Origin of the sequence: Paenibacillus germinis (assembly GCF_013141785.1) — a bacterium.
Lineage (GTDB): Bacteria > Bacillota > Bacilli > Paenibacillales > NBRC-103111 > Paenibacillus_E > Paenibacillus_E phytorum.
In genome coordinates this window covers 26,410-43,172 of record NZ_WHOC01000183.1, presented here as the reverse complement: position 1 = coordinate 43,172, position 16,763 = coordinate 26,410, and the positions used below count along the sequence as shown (strand labels likewise).

18 protein-coding genes and 2 pseudogenes are annotated in these 16,763 nt (G+C 44.3%); 6 read left to right on the top strand and 14 right to left on the bottom strand.

Annotated elements, in window-relative coordinates:
• Positions 1–10 precede the first annotated feature (10 nt).
• Positions 11–970: a recombinase family protein gene (locus GC102_RS35445; protein WP_216628278.1), complete on the top strand. Its 960-nt coding sequence runs from the start codon at positions 11–13 to the stop codon at positions 968–970.
• Positions 971–1,072: 102 nt separating this feature from the next.
• On the opposite strand, the gene GC102_RS35440 is transcribed toward GC102_RS35445, so the two are convergent.
• From GC102_RS35440 to GC102_RS35430, 3 genes are read right to left on the bottom strand one after another with little or no spacing between them, the layout of a single operon-like run.
• On the bottom strand, positions 1,073–1,690 hold the full coding sequence (locus GC102_RS35440; RefSeq protein WP_171693690.1) for a PglD-related sugar-binding protein: 618 nt from the start codon (positions 1,688–1,690) through the stop codon (positions 1,073–1,075).
• Positions 1,687–2,421, bottom strand: a complete 735-nt coding sequence (locus GC102_RS35435) for a WbqC family protein (protein ID WP_171693689.1) — start codon at positions 2,419–2,421, stop codon at positions 1,687–1,689. The genes GC102_RS35440 and GC102_RS35435 overlap by 4 nt, the downstream gene beginning before the upstream one ends.
• Positions 2,422–2,436: 15 nt before the next feature.
• On the bottom strand, positions 2,437–3,552 hold the full coding sequence (locus tag GC102_RS35430) for a glycosyltransferase family protein (protein ID WP_171693688.1): 1,116 nt from the start codon (positions 3,550–3,552) through the stop codon (positions 2,437–2,439).
• Between the two features lie 394 nt (positions 3,553–3,946).
• Between GC102_RS35430 and GC102_RS35425 the strand changes: the two genes are divergently transcribed.
• The 4 genes from GC102_RS35425 to GC102_RS35410 all read left to right on the top strand — a co-directional run bounded on the left by GC102_RS35425 (position 3,947) and on the right by GC102_RS35410 (position 8,489).
• On the top strand, positions 3,947–5,083 hold the full coding sequence (locus tag GC102_RS35425) for a DegT/DnrJ/EryC1/StrS family aminotransferase (RefSeq protein ID WP_171693687.1): 1,137 nt from the start codon (positions 3,947–3,949) through the stop codon (positions 5,081–5,083).
• A 96-nt stretch (positions 5,084–5,179) separates the two neighbouring features.
• Positions 5,180–6,490, top strand: coding sequence for a glycosyltransferase family protein (locus tag GC102_RS35420; RefSeq protein ID WP_376769436.1), 1,311 nt, complete (start codon positions 5,180–5,182; stop codon positions 6,488–6,490).
• A 24-nt stretch (positions 6,491–6,514) separates the two neighbouring features.
• On the top strand, positions 6,515–7,006 hold the full coding sequence (locus GC102_RS35415; RefSeq protein WP_171693685.1) for a hypothetical protein: 492 nt from the start codon (positions 6,515–6,517) through the stop codon (positions 7,004–7,006).
• A gap of 331 nt (positions 7,007–7,337) precedes the next feature.
• Complete coding sequence (locus GC102_RS35410; protein ID WP_171693684.1) at positions 7,338–8,489, top strand: glycosyltransferase family 2 protein; 1,152 nt, start codon at positions 7,338–7,340, stop codon at positions 8,487–8,489.
• Between the two features lie 273 nt (positions 8,490–8,762).
• Here GC102_RS35410 and GC102_RS35405 read toward each other — a convergent pair whose 3' ends face one another.
• A complete protein-coding gene (locus tag GC102_RS35405; RefSeq protein WP_171693683.1) occupies positions 8,763–9,239 on the bottom strand; it encodes a transposase in 477 nt (158 codons plus the stop codon).
• A gap of 127 nt (positions 9,240–9,366) precedes the next feature.
• Here GC102_RS35405 and GC102_RS35400 point away from each other — a divergent pair, with 127 nt between their 5' ends.
• Positions 9,367–9,549: a hypothetical protein gene (locus GC102_RS35400; RefSeq protein WP_171693682.1), complete on the top strand. Its 183-nt coding sequence runs from the start codon at positions 9,367–9,369 to the stop codon at positions 9,547–9,549.
• A 47-nt stretch (positions 9,550–9,596) separates the two neighbouring features.
• On the opposite strand, the pseudogene GC102_RS35395 reads toward GC102_RS35400, so the two are convergent.
• The 10 genes and pseudogenes from GC102_RS35395 to GC102_RS35355 all read right to left on the bottom strand — a co-directional run.
• Positions 9,597–10,175: pseudogene (locus GC102_RS35395) on the bottom strand (IS66 family transposase); the annotation flags it as partial.
• 606 nt (positions 10,176–10,781) lie between these two features.
• Entirely contained in the window at positions 10,782–10,934 is a 153-nt protein-coding gene (locus tag GC102_RS35390) for a GNAT family N-acetyltransferase (protein ID WP_171693681.1), read from the bottom strand.
• Between the two features lie 101 nt (positions 10,935–11,035).
• Positions 11,036–12,169: a DegT/DnrJ/EryC1/StrS family aminotransferase gene (locus tag GC102_RS35385; protein WP_171693680.1), complete on the bottom strand. Its 1,134-nt coding sequence runs from the start codon at positions 12,167–12,169 to the stop codon at positions 11,036–11,038.
• A 25-nt stretch (positions 12,170–12,194) separates the two neighbouring features.
• Positions 12,195–13,328: a glycosyltransferase family protein gene (locus tag GC102_RS35380; RefSeq protein WP_171693679.1), complete on the bottom strand. Its 1,134-nt coding sequence runs from the start codon at positions 13,326–13,328 to the stop codon at positions 12,195–12,197.
• A gap of 32 nt (positions 13,329–13,360) precedes the next feature.
• On the bottom strand, positions 13,361–13,606 hold the full coding sequence (locus GC102_RS35375; protein WP_171693678.1) for a hypothetical protein: 246 nt from the start codon (positions 13,604–13,606) through the stop codon (positions 13,361–13,363).
• Between the two features lie 5 nt (positions 13,607–13,611).
• Positions 13,612–14,334 carry a glycosyltransferase family 2 protein gene (locus GC102_RS35370; RefSeq protein WP_171693677.1) on the bottom strand — a complete coding sequence of 241 codons (723 nt, stop codon included), beginning with the start codon at positions 14,332–14,334 and terminating at the stop codon, positions 13,612–13,614.
• 2 nt (positions 14,335–14,336) lie between these two features.
• Positions 14,337–14,792, bottom strand: coding sequence for a glycosyltransferase family 2 protein (locus GC102_RS35365; RefSeq protein WP_171693676.1), 456 nt, complete (start codon positions 14,790–14,792; stop codon positions 14,337–14,339).
• 114 nt (positions 14,793–14,906) lie between these two features.
• The gene (locus tag GC102_RS40825; RefSeq protein WP_376769435.1) at positions 14,907–15,020 is read right to left on the bottom strand and encodes a GT-D fold domain-containing protein; all 114 of its coding nucleotides are present in this window, start codon (positions 15,018–15,020) and stop codon (positions 14,907–14,909) included.
• A gap of 10 nt (positions 15,021–15,030) precedes the next feature.
• A pseudogene (locus tag GC102_RS40820) lies at positions 15,031–15,210 on the bottom strand (GT-D fold domain-containing protein); the annotation flags it as partial.
• Positions 15,211–15,623: 413 nt separating this feature from the next.
• Positions 15,624–16,754 carry a CgeB family protein gene (locus tag GC102_RS35355; protein ID WP_171693674.1) on the bottom strand — a complete coding sequence of 377 codons (1,131 nt, stop codon included), beginning with the start codon at positions 16,752–16,754 and terminating at the stop codon, positions 15,624–15,626.
• Positions 16,755–16,763: the final 9 nt, after the last annotated feature.

The following is a 16,763-nucleotide window of genomic DNA, read 5'->3' as shown; positions in this document are numbered from 1 at the left end:
GAAGAAGACCATGTTAGTGCCACTGAAAGTCCGAGCGGAGCACCTGAATCGGAAGGACATTGTGTACATTCGCCAATCGACCCTAGCTCAAGTTCGCTTCCATCGGGAGAGCACGGAGCGCCAGTATGCCCTGCAGGAGAAAGCTCAGCACCTCGGTTGGAATCAGGAGCAGATCCAAGTCATCGACGAGGATCTGGGGATTTCAGGATCGAGCCGTTCCCTGCGCCAAGGATTCCAGAGCTTGGTCGCCCAAGTATCTCTTGGCCAAGTTGGCGCGATCTTTGGTCTGGAGATCTCCAGGTTGGCTCGCTCCTCAGCCGACCTCCTGCGCCTTCTCGAACTATGTGCTTTATTCAACACTGTTGTAGTGGATGAGGATGGTATCTACGATCTCAGCGACTTTAACGACATGCTCATTTTGGGGTTTAAAGGCACGATGAGTGAGGCCGAGCTCCACTTTCTTCGTGCCCGTATGCTCGGTGGGAAGAAAAACAAAGCACGTAAGGGAGAATTACGGTTTCCGTTGCCTGTTGGCTTTTGCCACGAAACAGATGGGCAAACCGTCATGGATCCTGACGAAGAGGTTCAGACTGCCGTGCGTAACGTTTTTCGTGCTTTTGAAACGAGCGGCAGCGCTTATGGCGTCGTTCAATATTTCACCCAAAACAACTTACGCTTTCCTAAGCGAGCTTACGGCGGAGCCTGGGCAGGAAAACTCATATGGGGAACATTGACCCACGGTAGAGTCCTTGGCATATTGTACAATCCTGTTTATGCTGGTGCGTATGTATATGGTCGCTATCGCGACCAGAAGCGCGTCAATGAACAAGGCCATTTTGTTCAACATATCGTACGTCTTCCCCAAGAACAGTGGGAGGTGCTCATTCGAGATCATCATCATTATAGTTATTACCTTTATGCTATCAGTGACTCCTATATTGTCAATTACAAGCCCTGCGTTCCATGCTGACCGGATCTGCGAAAATTTTGCCGTTGGATTTGAGGAATGATACGGTAATCAAGGCAAACAACAGAGCGAATCCTACATCCTAAAATTCGCCCTGTTTTCCTATTAGGGGGGCGGCAGACGCCTGATAGGCAATTGATCCGTTATGCCATTAATCGTACTATAGAAATATAGCCTCCCTGCTTTGATGAAGCTGTGACTAGGCACAGTTTGATGATTAACAATAATGGAGCCAGCGCCAAGAAAACAATGTCGGCCAATGGTAACGAACCCGCATATCGTACAGTTCGGGCTCAAAAACGTGTTGCTCCCTATCATGCTCTCATGATTTAATACACTTCCGGGCCACATGACGACCAGATCCTCTACTTCGGCCCACGTATCAACTACAGCACCGCGCATTATCATACAGCCATGCCCAATACGGGACGTCTCGCTTACTAAAGCCTGCGGATGAATAAGGCTCGGAGATGCATACCCTGCTTCCCGTACCGCCTCATATACCGCCCATCTTGCAGCAAGATTCGTATAGCCAATCCCAATTACAATCTCATACTGTTCGGCCGGATAGCATGCTTTTACATCTTCAAAGGTTCCTACCACCTCTGCTCCACTGTGATAATCATCTATATAACCTGCGAAATCCCGACCGCATTCTGCAGCAAGCTGCCTCGCCAGCTTGGCTAACGTTCCAGTACCATAGATCAGAATCGGCTTGTTCATCGTAAACCACCCTCCCCCTGCAGAAAAGACCGCCAATTCACTGTTCCGGAGCAAATATATTTCATGCCTTCCTTCCCTGTATTCGCGATCAAATCCAAGACGGATACATACGGATTAAATTCACCGTACAATTGCGAATAGTTGATTCGCCGATAATCCATGTATTCAACCTGGATGTTCTCTTTCTCAAATCTCTCATGTTCTAGATAGTTTCTTGCGCCATGACCCGTAATATAAAGGGCTCCTTCAAGATGCTTAACGATTGAAACCACACGCTCGGTACTTTTGCCCCCAATTTCAAGTTTCGATGAATATAGGAATGCCTCGGGATCTGCTAATTGGTAATACCGACTTACTTCCTTAAGGCTTGCAATCGCTATATCGCTTAAAGATTCATGCGACGAGCAAACAACGCGTTCATATAAATCTATCATTTCATGAAAATAAGGAGCCCGCTTGTAGGTTTGTGTTAGAAACTCAAGATGACCCTTTACCCATGGTTTAGTGTTATCCACCTCCACTTCGTTAATATTCATCCCCAACGTTAATTGCTTTGTTGGGATTGTGATCCACTTCAAGCCATCTTTGGTTTTTATTCTCGTCCGATTGACATAGCTCCCTTTAGGAAATTGAACATCGTCATAATGCACATAGACACTACTAAGCTTTATTTGCTCGTATAGTCCAATCCATGGGAAAAAATAAGGCTGCATAAGCACAATTTTTTTCATTTACCTCTCCCATTTCTAAACTTCTCTTATGAGTTCGTACCAAGATAATGCGTTTTTCTCCATCGTAAATGCTTCCTTTACGAACTTCTCCGCTTCATTAGCGATGTAGATTCGTAAATTCGGTTCATCTATTAATTGTTTTATTGCGCCATACCAGCTATCTCTATGGTTAAAGGTCAACAATCCGTTTTTCCCATGAATAACCCAGTCCGAATAGACGGGGACATCGGAGTAAACCCCCGCAATCCCGCATGCAGCATACTCACGAAACTTATTATTTGTTTTACAGAAGTTAAAAAGCGTGCCCTGAAGAGGTGCAAGACCAATATGCCAACCCAGACTTTTGAAGCGCTGCAGAAACTCATTATAATCGTTGCAGACAGGATATACGGCGACGAGAGGATGATCCAGAAATTGCTGGGGAGCGAAGCCAAAGAATTCGATTTTGATCCGCGAACCGTACTCGTTTAGCAATCTTGCTAAAGCGGGTAACACTTCGGCGAAATCCTCATCCTTCTGAGTTCCAGCATATCCGATGACAATTGGATTACGATCAGATCGCTCCGGAGCAGATACATGCGCTATGCTGTCAAAATCAAAGCTTGCAGGCAAGCAGCATACTTTTGTATTGAACTTTGACTGAATATAGCTCTTAAAGAACGGTGAGCCGACCACAATGGTATCCGCATTTTTGAGAAACCTGATAAATGTATCTCTAATATGAGGTTGATAATAATATTTACCCACTGCTGTGTGATCAGGTATGGCTAAGAAGTTATCATCGATGACGTAAATTGTGCGCTTCCTTGCTTTTTTGCAATATTCGAGCCATTGGTATTCCTCTGGCTGCACTTGTCGTGTGAATATGACCACATCCGCAGCATCAATATATGCTTTCTTCAATTCAGGGATAGAACTGACATGGAAATTGATTTTACCGTTATTTCTCAACCATCGAAAAGGCTGTAAGACTGCGATTACAAATGAAGGGATGCCGCCTGGCGTGACAAGAAGCGCATGCTCTCCGAGCGAGGCTTTAATCCCCTTGATGAAACCATCCCGATGCCCCTTTTCAAACCCGACCCTTCTGCCTTCTTTCAACGCAATGGTTGCGTTAGGCCATCTCCTCATACTGCATCACTCTCTAACCTTTGGCCGTACCCAAAACCTTCCGTATGGCCGAGATCATAACCAGTATTGTAGTTAACATTAAATGCCTTTTTAAAAATACGCCTAAACCGTGACGATCTTTTTGAACCTTTTCTCATCTTTCTTACCTTTTTAAGAACTAAACGCTTTCGGGAACCGTTGGCATGTGCCTTGATCCTACGATACATGAGACCCACTCCTTCTCAAAATAACCTTCATTCCATTTATTGTATGAGCCATTTCTTTAGGTGTACGGGCGTATTCGCTGATTTGTGCTGAAATAAATTAGGGTGGTCTTTCATCCATACCACTCAGGGACTTATTTCATAAAATAATCTATTAAAATAATTTTCTGCAGAGTAGAGGTGTTTGTGAAGTGGATAGTATCCAATTATTTAAACCATCCTACCACATTCAAGCGTGTCTGGATGAGATTCGTGATTGTTTGGAGAAAGGTTGGACGGGATTAGGTTATAAAACTGAAGAGCTCGAGAAAAAGTGGATGGCCTATACAGGGTTACCCCACGCACATTATGTGAATTCAGCAACAGCGGGTCTGCATCTAGCCGTTAAAATATTAAAGGATACTTATGGCTGGCAGGATGGGGACGAAATCATATCTACACCGATTACTTTTGTTTCCACGAATTTAGCGATCTTATATGAGAAATTAGAAGTGGTCTTCGCTGATGTAGACGACCAGTTATGCTTGGACCCAGCGGATGTCGAGAGGAAAATTTCAGCTAGAACCAAAGCAATTATGTTTGTAGGCTACGGTGGAAATACTGGGCAGTATGAGAGGATAGTAGAATTATGTCAGCAAAAGGGATTGAAGCTGATCTTAGATGCAGCCCATATGGCTGGCTCGCGATTAAACGGTGTAATCCCAGGAAAGGAAGCTGACGCAGTGGTATATTCCTTTCAAGCTGTAAAGAATTTGCCTACAGGGGATTCAGGCATGGTATGCTTTCGCGAGCAAGAGCATGATCGAATCTGCCGTAAACTATCGTGGTTGGGCATAGATAAGGACACTTACTCTCGATTCCAAGGAAACTACAAATGGAAATATGACCTTATCGATTTGGGTTATAAATATCACGGAAACGCCATTATGGCGGCTATTGGTCTAGTCCAGCTTCTATATCTGGATCAAGACAATGCCTACCGTAGGCAGATTGCATCCTGGTATGATGAGTTGCTGGAAGAGCACGCTACTGTCGAGACGATTCCCATAGCTGCCAATTGCATATCCTCGCGTCATTTATATGTCATTCGTTCAGAGGATCGGGACGGCTTATTGGTACATTTGAACCGCAGCGGAATTTTCCCAGGTGTGCATTATCGAGATAATACCGAGTACCCCCTCTTTAATAAACATGATGCGAACTGTCCGAAAGCCGCTGAGCTGAGCCAAATGATTATCTCCCTCCCCCTGCATCTTGGACTGACCAGGACGGATGTTGAGCGGGTTTGTCATGCAATTAAAGCGTATATCCCTCACTATGAAAACTAGGGGTGATAGGAGATGGTTGCATCGGGCCATTTTCTTCAGGATGGCAAGCTGATATAGTCTCCCGCTTTCATTTCAAATCCGTTGATTAGTATAATCATGCCCCTAACCAACTCCTGTACACTGGAATCTCTAGAACTGGCGGTACAGGATGTGTTAGATCAATCCTTTACTTCCTTTGAACTAATCATCATTTCCGACAGTAATGATGCTTCGATTGAAGCTGAATTGATGCGACTGCTGCAAAGAGATGAGCGAATATGCGCAGTAATCCACAGGATTGCATGCGGGCTGATGGGGCTGTGTCTTAACGAGGGCTTGCAGCAGGCAAGGAGGACCTACATTGCGTATCAATATGAGAGTGCGCGCTGGCAGCAGCGAACATTAGAGATTCTGCTGCAAAACTTAGTATCGCTCCCCGAAGAAGCACTGGTTTATGGTCAATGCACGGTGAATATGCCTCATGGCAATGAACTGATTCTGGGTGCTCCTTATTACGGGCTTGAAATGCTCTCGGAAGTAAATTACATCGGAAAAAATGCCGTGCTTCATCCAAAACGCTTCTATGACAGTCATGTCGTTATGAGGAATTGGGAGGATTGGGATTTATGGCGACGATGGGCATCGTATTATCCTATGCATTACGTCCATGCCTCGGTAAGCTGGATAGACAAGGGGCATTATTACTGCTTGGGAAATTCGATACCTTCCGACCACATCTGGTTTCGACTGATGACCAGACTGCCCAGAGATGAACAACTGCTGCCGGACAATATGTACCGCTATCAGATTGATTCGCTAACAGAATTCGAGCCGTATCTGGATTCTGAACACAGGCAGTTAATCTATGAAGAGAAGCTGCTGCCTTGGTACAGGGAGTTCGCACCGGATTGTGCGAACCTGCCTGCAGCCGGTCCGAAAACCAAGGTGAACATGCTGACACCGCGAGAGCCGGAACCATGCGTTGAAAACATGGAATATCGAACGGGGCGTTATTATTATGTGTATACGGTGCCAACCCAGCACATCGATCCCTCCGTCATGCGTATGGCCGATCTGCTGCTCCTGCATAGATCCATGAATCCGATGAATGCTCAGCATCAGAAGCTGGCGGAGGTGATGGGCAGACCTATCGTTTATATACTGGATGACGACATCCTGAATCTATATAAAGCAGGTCCTTCGTTTCACTCCATCGGACCTGGTACTGATCATTATGCAGAGATCACCCGTCAGATCGCATGTTCCGATATCGTCGTCACCTACTCGCCACTTATTACTGAATCCGTTGCAAAGATTAACCCGCGGATTATTCAAGCACGGACGAACATTCCCGAGTGGGCTGTTGCTTCCTCCTATAATGAACCTGCTCGTGACCAGGTCTTTCGCTTCGGTTTTATCGGAGGTTAATCCAGAATAAATGAGTTGAATTTCTTGTGGCCTGCATTGCAGCAATTCTCAAGAGAAGTCGGCGATTCTACAGATTTTTACTTTTGGGGATACGATCCTTCTTCACAGCCGCCTTTATCTTCTCCAACACACTATATCCCCGTAGTCTTGCCTTATTCCAGATATCTTAACAAGTTTCGGGAGATGCGCTTTGATGCTGTCCTGTCACCACTATTTGACCAACATCGAATTCAACAAGCAAAGAGCCCTATTAAATATTTGGATATCACCGCAATGGGCTCCATAGGAATCTACTCCGACGTAAAGGTATATCAGTGTGTGAGAAATCACGTTACAGGTATTCTGGCAGCCAATCATGAGAAGGATTGGTTAAGACAAATTCGCGGCGTATTCAAGATGGACTATAACGAGCGAAAGGCGATCTGGGAAGCTGCATGCTTGCAGGTAAGAACGGAATTTACTGCAGAGTCGCAAGCGGTGGACATTGATCGTATCGTTCTCGCAGCCACTCTGTAAACCAAATTAAGAGGAAGGCAGCATGCCGACGGCCTTGTTAGGCTGGTGTACTGCTCCTCTATTCCTTGCCTCATTGTCTGGTATCGCTGCCGGCAGTGGCTTCAAGCCCATTACCTGTTCTCCTCCTGGATTGGTTTTTAATGTCCAACAGGCAGAACGATGGTTATCGAATCAACAAGCTGCCTTAGTTCACAAGGATCAACAATATCCTGTCTTGGAACAAGCTGCGGCGAACTTACGTATTCCTTATATTGTTGATTACCATGAGCACTGGTCTTGTGCGGACTGGCTGCGACTATATCTTCATCACACATGAAAGGTGGCCGTACAAATGATTACAGGACTCGTATCCATTATCCTCCCAACCTATTCCCGTCATACAGACGGTTATTTGCAGCGTGCATTGGAAAGCGCATTGGCTCAAACCTATCCCAACTTCGAGTTAATTATCGTTGACGATGGATCAGTGGATGGAACCGCAAAACTTGCCCGCCAATATTCTCGAAGGGACCACCGCATTCGGTACCTCCGCATTGAAGAGAATACCGGCATTCCCGCGTACACAACCGCTCTCGCCTTTTTGCAGACCAAAGGCGACTATATCTCGATGCTGTTCGATGATTGTATATATTACCCTCATTACTTGGAGACACTCGTCTCGAAGCTAAACGGAGCACCCGAACTAGGGATGGCATACGGCAGGGTTTTGGTTCATGTCCCAGGCAAAGAATCGTACGAGTTTGGAACGAAATATAACCAGGTCATGACGAGGGCTGGGGGTAATTGTGTACCAAATGTTTGTGTTATGATTCGAAGAGAAGTAATTGAAAGGGTAGGATGGGCTGATCCTCATATTCTCCTTAAACGCCGCAATGACTGGGATCTGTGGATCCGAATTGCGGATTATTATCCGATTGGCTTTATTCCGGAATTGATTGCCGAGGAATTCGGATCCATGCTGTCCGATTCGTTAAGCAATTTGAATTTCGTATATCTTCCATTAAGCAGAAAATACGTGCAGCAAGATCGCAACAGCATGCTGAACCCTAGAAATATTGAGAACTACGACCCATTTCGCTCTGATTTCGCAGATCTGAATGACCATGAACTGCAAGCTTTGAGAATGTTGGAACTGGAACACTATGTTCTTACATCTGATATTAGTAAATTAATAACATTGAAGATTATGAATAACGACCTCGGTTTTATGAAAATTAGAGCAAAAAACGTAACAAAGAAAGAAGTTGATGACCGATTGCAAAGGCTGCTGTATTGGTGTCGGGAATATTTTCAATGGAGAAATAATGACATGATGAGCAAGATTAATTTTTTGGAGAATGAAATATCTGAACTACATCGTCTTATATGGTTAAAAGACGAACATATATATCGACAAGCAAATCATATATATGAACAGCAGTTGGCAATAAAACAAAAGGACGCACACATCTATCAGCAACAGCTGCTGATTGAACAGAAGTAACGTACGATTCATGAACAGCAGCAAATGATAGGGAATAGCTCTGAAAACCTAAGTTTCGAGATCGTCTTTGTTTATTACAATGTCGTCCAATGTTGCGCGTAATCGTCCGTATTTGAACCATAAGGTTCCACCACAAAACAAGAGATATCCAACTAAAATTGGCTATTCGCAGTTTAGTATGTGTAGCGTGAATCTATAAAAATCGGACAAGGGAATCGAATTCGGTGAGATGAGCGGGTTGTGGCTCCAAACTGATCGCGGTTCTTTTTTTGTTTAAATTTTAACTGTGTTCAGCTTCAGTCCGCCCGCGATCAAAAAAATCATCGTCTTTAGGTTTTTGACCGACCTGTAGCCACGCGCCCGTCGTTTGGCGCTTTGAACAAGGCCGTTAATGGCCTCCATGATGCCGTTTGTTACTTTGGATGTAAACCATCTTATAATCCCTTTTTCATGCTGACGAATCGTTATTGCGGCCTTCACCATATCGGGGATTTGGCTGTGAGTCGCCCAATAATACCAGCTATCCAGGAACACTTTCGCTTTCTCTGGTGTTTCCTGCTCCCACAATCTCGAAAAGGTAAGCTTTAAGTGGTACGCTTTTGCTGTCTTTAGATCTTCATCCTTAAGACTGATCAGTTTTGTTAAGTTTTCTTCGTTCTTTAACCAAGAGTAGCGACTGTCTTTGAGTTCGCTTACGCTACGTTGTTCTTTCCGCCTCGTCTCATCTACAGCAGTGTTGATGACTTTCATGACATGGCTATTTAGCCCCTATTTGGACTTGGACAGTACACCCCTTACTCCGATACAATAATATTGAGGCGGAGGGGAACGAAATGAAGAAGAAGCAATACGACCTAAATTTCAAGAAATCGGCAATATGACCGCTGTAGCAAGGCAACATGAGCTTGATCCCAAGATGGTGCTCCGATGGTCCAGAGAGTTGAACCGTAAGGATCTAGATCAACTGGACGAAGCGAGTATGAAGCAAGCGAAGTTCGTACCCACTGCAGAAGATTATGCACAGCTTGAGAAAGAGAATGAGAAGTTGAGCGTCAAATAGCCCTCACCTAGCAACAGATGGGAGCAAACAGTATGATGGATGAAGATTTAAGGATTGCGACAGGTATCCGGCAGTGAAGGGGACCAAGGCATAACCGGCTCCAACGCCTTCGAATCTTGGAGATCAGGAAGCTGGGGTAATTGCTCAAATAGGTACTTGAGGTACCGGTACGGAAGCAGCCCGTTTTCTTTTGCCGTCTCAATCACACTGTAAATCGCTGCGCTGGCCTTTGCACCCCGTGGCCTATTCGCAAAATAGCCAGTTTTTCGCCCGATGACAAACGGCTTGATTGAACGCTCACTGCGGTTATTGTCGATTTCCAGACGTCCGTCCTTCAGAAATGCGGTGAGCTTCTCCCATTGATTGAGACTATAGGCAATCGCTTGACCGATCAATCTTTTGGGCATCGTCCGGGATTTTTGCTCCCGCAACCACGCATGATAGGCTTCTAGCACCAGACGGCTGTGTTCTTCTCGCGCCTTATAGCGTTCTTCCGGCGTGGCCTCTTTCAGTTCACGTTCGATCGCAAACAACTGATTGCAATACGCGAGTCCTTGCGCAGCGACCGTTTCCGGGTTGCCCTTGGCCTCTGGCGCTGCTTTCAATGCCTCGTCATATTTGCGGCGCTAATGCTAAGCTTCGCATTATGAATAGAGAAATGTCGAAAGTCAGGCAAAAAGAAAGCTCTCCGAGCAACGGGAATTGACCTTGGATAATTCTATTGGACGAAACCGCGGTGGGTTAGCAGCACTATGGGGAAATAAAGACGTTCATTTTGCTCTCAGAAACTAGTGGTTTCAATACGAGGATGCTAAAATACAAGATAGGACCGTAAGTACATCCCAATCATCTTGTTTAGACATAACTTCCCCCCCCTGTAAAGGGGCATTTGAATACGACTATGCAATTTTCATTTCCGGTGAAGCTCTACCGAGATGACCTACCCCACAGCATAGAGCGCCTCGTGGCGCACAGTGTATCCTTGTCCATGTGATGATCTCCTAAATTAGGGATTTGGACAGGGACTACCTGTTACCCTAATTATGGAGATTTTTTTTATTGTCATGGACGACAATAATTTAACATTTTTAGCACAATTTAGATTATTTGAGTCAACCCGAGGCATGTTAACTTTAATGCAACGCTACTGATATCAACCATACTAATCTTTCCGATAGGTTGACCCGAATCTTGCGAGATACAAACAAAGAATTGTTTGGTGCGATCTTCCGTCATTCGCTCAAACCACTTCTTCTGGCCAGATGCAGCGAGCAAAGCTTATTGAAGAAGGATCGTCGAATTTCGGATTGATTTCTCCAAGCTGCAATGAGTGGAAGATCCTCTGCTTCTAAGCAGCGTAAGGATATCTTTTGTCCTTCTAGCATGGGAATGGTCACCTCCTTAGAGCTTTCCGGAGGAAAGCTATCTTCGTAAGCATTTGCTTGAGTTTCACTAAGGCAAAACTCTCTTCGTATGCATCAGCTTGCTAAGGTTGAAAACCTCTTACGCATTCCACAACCCGTTCCAAATCCTCATCCGTCAGATTGGGATGAATAGGAAGTGTAATAATTCTTTTCCATATTTCATTCGATACAGGAACCTCTGCTTTTAGGTGGATATAGCAAGGGTGCAGGTGACAAGGATAGTAATGCACACCGGGTGCTATGTTGAGATCCTTCATATGGCCAATAAGTCGATCTCTGGCATCCTCTGTTTGAAGCTTTATTTGGAACAAATGCCAAGAACTGCGGGCATAATCCTTTTCCTTTGGCAATTCCACCCACGACAAATCCTTGAAATGCTCCTGATAATGCTCGGCTACTTCTCGACGGCGGCCATTTAATTGATCGAGTCTTTTTAGCTGCACAATACCAATTGCAGCTTGCATATCGCTCATATGGTACTTATATCCAACTTGATCCACGAAATATTGCCAAGCATATACCCTTTCAGAGGTAGAACGCATCCATGTATCCTTGGAAATACCCACCCAACGCTTCTCTTTCAATTTGCGCGCAATCCATTCCTGGTTGGTTGTAATGCCTCCACCTTCACCACAGGTCAAATTTTTGACAGCATGATAGCTGAAACAGGTTAGATTGCCTGAAGAACCGATCTTGTTCCCCTTGTATTCAGCGCCACAAGCATGCGCTGCATCTTCAATGACTTTAATGCCTTTGGAGTCTGCCAATGCTTGGATCGCATCCATATCACAAGGATGACCGGCAAGATGGACAACGATAATGGCCTTTGTTTTATTCGTAATTTTTCGTTCAATATCTTGAACGGATATGTTCATTGTATCTGTCTCCACATCGGCAAATACAGGCGTCGCCCCTACATAGCTAACTGCATGAATCGTGGATATAAATGTAATCGGTGGAACAATAACCTCATCACCAGGACCTATATTCAGTACCTCAAGAGCAAGATGCAGCGCTGCGGTTCCAGAATTGAGAGCAACCATGAAGCGGCTACCAACATATTTTGCAAACTCTTGTTCAAATTGTTCTGTTTTGGGACCGAGTCCGAGCCATCCGGATCGCATCACTTCTACTACAGCATCGATTTCTTCTTGCCCAATACTAGGTTGTAACACAGGGATGTGCTTGCTGTTCAAGAATCATTTCTCCTCTCGGCATGATCTACACGTGTAATATATGACTTCGCCAATTTACAACGGATTTTTCAAGGGAAAAGTGATGTCTGCTGTAAGCTCTTGCTTGCTCTTTAATTTTATTGCGCATTGCCGTATCTTCGATCATCCGTTTCATACCTAGGTACCAGCCCTCTGTTGTCTGGGGCACTAGGTAACCGGTCTCTTCGTGGAGGATACAATCGGAGTAAACTGGCGTATGCGTATATATCCCAGGAATTGAGCAACCTGAATACTCTCGGAACTTGTTATTTGATTTACATAAATTAAATATGGAATTTGTTAAAGGAGCCAGACCAACATCCCAGGAGGTTTGATACATAGTCTGAATAAATTGACGATAGTCATAGTCATAGGGAAGAAAAGAGACGCCCGGAACCCCTTTTAATCCTGAAGGGATAAATCCCAGGAATTCCATTCTTATTCGAGGCCGATATTCTTTCAAAATTTGAATAATAGCGGGTACAACTGGCTTGAAGTCCTCTTCCTTGACTGCTCCCTCATAACCAAATACAATGTTGCCGTCATTTCGAACAGGCTTAGGGCTGGCTGCATCCAATAACTCGAAGTCTACACTAGCTGGAAAGCACACCACACTCGGATTGAAATGAAGTCGAATATAATTCGCAAAATAAGGTGAAGTGACTTGCACTACTTTTGAAAAAGTTAAAAAACGAATAAAGGTCTCTCTCCGTTCTGGTTTTTGGTAATAATCGGTCAATGCACCTACATAAGGGATATGCAGAAAATTATCATCAATAACATAAACAGTCGGTTTCCCCATTTTGTGTTCCACTTCTAGCCATTTGTAGGCAAGAGGTTCTACATTTCGAATAAAAATAACTATTTGAGCAGAAGCTATGTCCTTCCGCGTTACAACTTCCTCTGTGACTAGCCGATAATTATAAATTCCCAACTTCTTCATCAATCTAAATGGCTGTAATAAAATGATCTCTAGTGATGGAAAAGATTTTACTTGCGCTATTATCAGAGCAATAGGCCAAAGTGTTTTTTGCAAGCCAAGCTGAACTCCATTCTGGTAGCCTTGTTGATAACCCTTCCTTTTCCCTTTCCTTCGTCCATTAAGATAAGAATACGATTTGGTTCTATGTTTGATGTTCATGATAACCCCCTCCTATTTGACCTCCCTTTGCGCTATTCCGAAATGTTGATTTGCCCTGCTTGTTTTACACCTTGTGCATATCCAACATTGAAGCCTTCGTTATATGCTTTGTCGAAACCTTTGTTATACCCTTTGTTATACTGTGGTCTGTATATCTTTCTTTTTTTCATTTTCTTAACGACTGATTTTCTCCTTTTCTTGGTTCTTTTTATATTTCGTTTCTTAACTTTTAGGGTCCGTTTTCCTCTAGTCGCTAACAAGCTCCTCTTACGGATCATTCAATTCACCTCCTAAAAAGCGTCCGAATAGCAGGACAAGGAATGATCGGATTTCCTGTTGCGTACATACTGGCAATTTCATGACTAATGGGGACAGTCCATCGTTGATTCAAATGCCATGTTCGATGAGCAGCAGGAGAAACAATCGATCGCAGTTTACCGTCTTGAAGCTGATATTTACAACCATCGGGAGTTGTCACGATAATATTATCCCTTAAGCTCATCTCAGTAATAGTTGGATTATTTAGACCAGCCAGTTTCAATAGCACATCAGCAGCAGAGATAAGTGGTCCTGCATGCCAAGATATCAATTCGAGCTGCGATACTAGAGTAATGGGTACATGAACAGGGCTGTTGATTGGATAACGCACACCGTTTTCAACCCAATATGCTGTAGGATCTTCCCCTTTTACAATTACACAGTTAGCATAGAACCGGCACATCGCAACTGCTGTGCCCTCGTCATTTTGCCTTGCTTCTTTAAGGGCACGGGATGGATTTCCCCATTTATCAAAATAATAAATCTGGTTTTTCTCATAGACAGGTGCAAACTGTTCTTTCAGGTTCTTCATTGTCTTGCTGCCATAATGATGGACAAACGTATCTCCAGCTACAACAAGCTGCAGTCCAAGAAGCTCCGCCCGTAGACCGTAATCGTCATCTTCACAATTACCGATTTCGAATCCTTCATCAAAATATCCGATTCGCTCAAATACATCTCGACGCATGATCAAGCAAAAAGCTGTGATTCGGGATACTTGTCTCCAGCGAGATGAGTCGGACCGATTGTAACTAAGAGCAAATTGTTGCATCCCCTCGACAGTATCGTAGTTTGTAGAACCACTGTGTCATTATTCAAAAGCACTAATGAGGTGCCTCTTGCTATCTGAAGCCCTTGATTGACAGCACCTGCAAAGCCTAGATTATGATCAATGAAACGAAATCTAATCCCGGTGGTATCCGATATTAAATGGTCCAATGTCCCGTCGGTCGACCCATTATCAATAATAATCAGCTCATAGGGCTCCGGTGTATAAACACGAATACTTTCTATACATTCAAGAAGGAACGCTTTTTGATTATAGGTTGGAATAATAATACTGGTCCCTTCAAACAGTGGACGTTTACCTATACCTTCACGGGTTCCACTGTTCAAACCATCTTCGTATCCTTTATCGAAGCCCACCCGGCATCCATCTTTAAGTCCTTGGCGAAAGGAAGAAAGGAAATGCTTCGGTTTTGTCTGAACTTTGTTTTTTTAATATAACTTGCTTTCACGGCTCTTCTTCCCTTTCTTTACTTACAAAGGTGCTTCGCCATTACTGATTTTATCTGATAGATGTCCGAAATCGATGGCAACTTTTCCAAGCTCTGTTGCGATGCGCTGTACAATAACAACTGCTGGAATCAGCATAATCGGGCAAATCGACTCCTGCATAATGTAAAAAAGGACCGTCTTGGCGGAGCTGCTCTAAACTTTGCATCCCTTGCGCCATAGTGAGAAGCTCGCCGTCGCCGAGACGAATAATAGAAAGTGGTTTGCGGAGCTCCAAGGCATTACGGATCAGCCCGTAAATATCCACAGTCGGAAGAACCGGAACCATATACTGGTAAAAGTGGTCAAGTCCCGCAGCAATAATAGAATTTATAGAAATGTTCGGAAGAATAACATTTTCTGGAAGAAATTGATCTACAATGGCATCACCGCCTTGAAACACGCCTTTATCAAGGGCCGTATCATAACCGCGATTGTAACCTTCATTGTAACCACTGTTATAGCCAGTGTTATAACCTGTTAGGTATTTGGTATCGGCGGATTTATTAATCAGTCTCATTCTTCGCCTCGTACTTCGCAGAGCTTTTCCTTCATCTTTTTAGTAAGCTTCCGCTTTTTCACTTGGAGCTGCATCGTACACCTCCTGCTTCACATACGCTGACGAACCCCTTCGTTATTCTTGTATGATTTGAAAGAAACGGTTACATGCGTCTATTTCCTCGCAATGACCTCTATTCAGAGCTATTCAAATAGAATAGACATCATTTGATCCAGGCGATGGGCATAAGTATGCTGTCGCAATGTTCGGTTATATGCCTTGAACGCGATCTCTCTTCGTTCTTCTTCATGATTCAAGTAGTAGTCGAGTAGGTAGACCAGTTCCTCTGGTGAGGAATAGATAACAATTTCCTGATTAGGAACATACATTCGCGATACCTCAGATCGTGCATCCACTAGCTGCAAGGTGGAGCAGCCACTAATTTCAAAGGTACGAGGATTGACAGAACAGGCCTGCAAAAGCATGCTGTTCCTATTTGTCTCGTCATCGATCGGTCTATGAAGATTAATAACAATTTTGGCGCCATTGTAATAACGAGATGTATCCCCAGGGGTCAACCAGTTTCCAAGTCGGATGGAAGAAGAGAGCAGTTGGTATTGATGCAATCGATCCCACCACCAACCAGAAAGGAGCGTTCGTTTGCCCTTTAGGTAATGGGCAATTTGGTCGATATACCGGACTCGGTTCCAAAAAGCCGTACCAATAAAACAAATATCCGTTTGAAAGCTAGACTGTGCGACAATCGGATAAAAGGCTTTCGGATTTACTGCAAAAGGAAGATAATAGACGTTGGTGCAACCAATCGACTGATACAAGCTCACACAGTTTAATTCCAATGTAAATACGTGATCATAATGAGGAGCAATGCCAACCGTCCAATCCGTGTAGTATGGATCGTCTGTAAACCAAACTGCAGTTCGAAACCCACGTTGTCGAAGCTCATCTACCTGTTCAAGCGGTAATGAAACACCATTTAACACTAAAATAACGTCTGGGGTATACAGTGTGGCTGTAGCTACAACGGATTCAGTCGGACTCACGGACATTACCTCGATTACAACACTTCTCAATCCTTCTATGATAGCTTGATCAAGTGCTGGATAAGGGTCGCCAATGCCTGCAGTGACATAGAGTACTTTGTAGGGACGAATTGGAAAGACCACCTCACCCACTTGCGTATATATAGCGTGCGATCTGCCTATTCGGTACCCCTCGTTCCAGCCTGCTGCCCTTCCATCTCTACTGCCAGCATTGAATCCTTTATGCCAAGTAACAATGGACTTACCACTCTTGCCAACGGTTTTGGCACTCATGATGCACAC

Coding starts and splice junctions, on each gene's coding strand:
- GC102_RS35445 (WP_216628278.1), top strand. CDS start 11: ATGTTAGTGCCACTGAAAGTCCGAGCGGAGCACCTGAATCGGAAGGAC.
- GC102_RS35440 (WP_171693690.1), bottom strand. CDS start 1,690: ATGAACAAGCCGATTCTGATCTATGGTACTGGAACGTTAGCCAAGCTG.
- GC102_RS35435 (WP_171693689.1), bottom strand. CDS start 2,421: ATGAAAAAAATTGTGCTTATGCAGCCTTATTTTTTCCCATGGATTGGA.
- GC102_RS35430 (WP_171693688.1), bottom strand. CDS start 3,552: ATGAGGAGATGGCCTAACGCAACCATTGCGTTGAAAGAAGGCAGAAGG.
- GC102_RS35420 (WP_376769436.1), top strand. CDS start 5,180: ATGCCCCTAACCAACTCCTGTACACTGGAATCTCTAGAACTGGCGGTA.
- GC102_RS35410 (WP_171693684.1), top strand. CDS start 7,338: ATGATTACAGGACTCGTATCCATTATCCTCCCAACCTATTCCCGTCAT.
- GC102_RS35405 (WP_171693683.1), bottom strand. CDS start 9,239: ATGAAAGTCATCAACACTGCTGTAGATGAGACGAGGCGGAAAGAACAA.
- GC102_RS35400 (WP_171693682.1), top strand. CDS start 9,367: ATGACCGCTGTAGCAAGGCAACATGAGCTTGATCCCAAGATGGTGCTC.
- GC102_RS35390 (WP_171693681.1), bottom strand. CDS start 10,934: ATGCTAGAAGGACAAAAGATATCCTTACGCTGCTTAGAAGCAGAGGAT.
- GC102_RS35380 (WP_171693679.1), bottom strand. CDS start 13,328: ATGAACATCAAACATAGAACCAAATCGTATTCTTATCTTAATGGACGA.
- GC102_RS35375 (WP_171693678.1), bottom strand. CDS start 13,606: ATGATCCGTAAGAGGAGCTTGTTAGCGACTAGAGGAAAACGGACCCTA.
- GC102_RS35370 (WP_171693677.1), bottom strand. CDS start 14,334: ATGCGTCGAGATGTATTTGAGCGAATCGGATATTTTGATGAAGGATTC.
- GC102_RS40825 (WP_376769435.1), bottom strand. CDS start 15,020: ATGCTGATTCCAGCAGTTGTTATTGTACAGCGCATCGCAACAGAGCTT.
- GC102_RS35355 (WP_171693674.1), bottom strand. CDS start 16,754: ATGAGTGCCAAAACCGTTGGCAAGAGTGGTAAGTCCATTGTTACTTGG.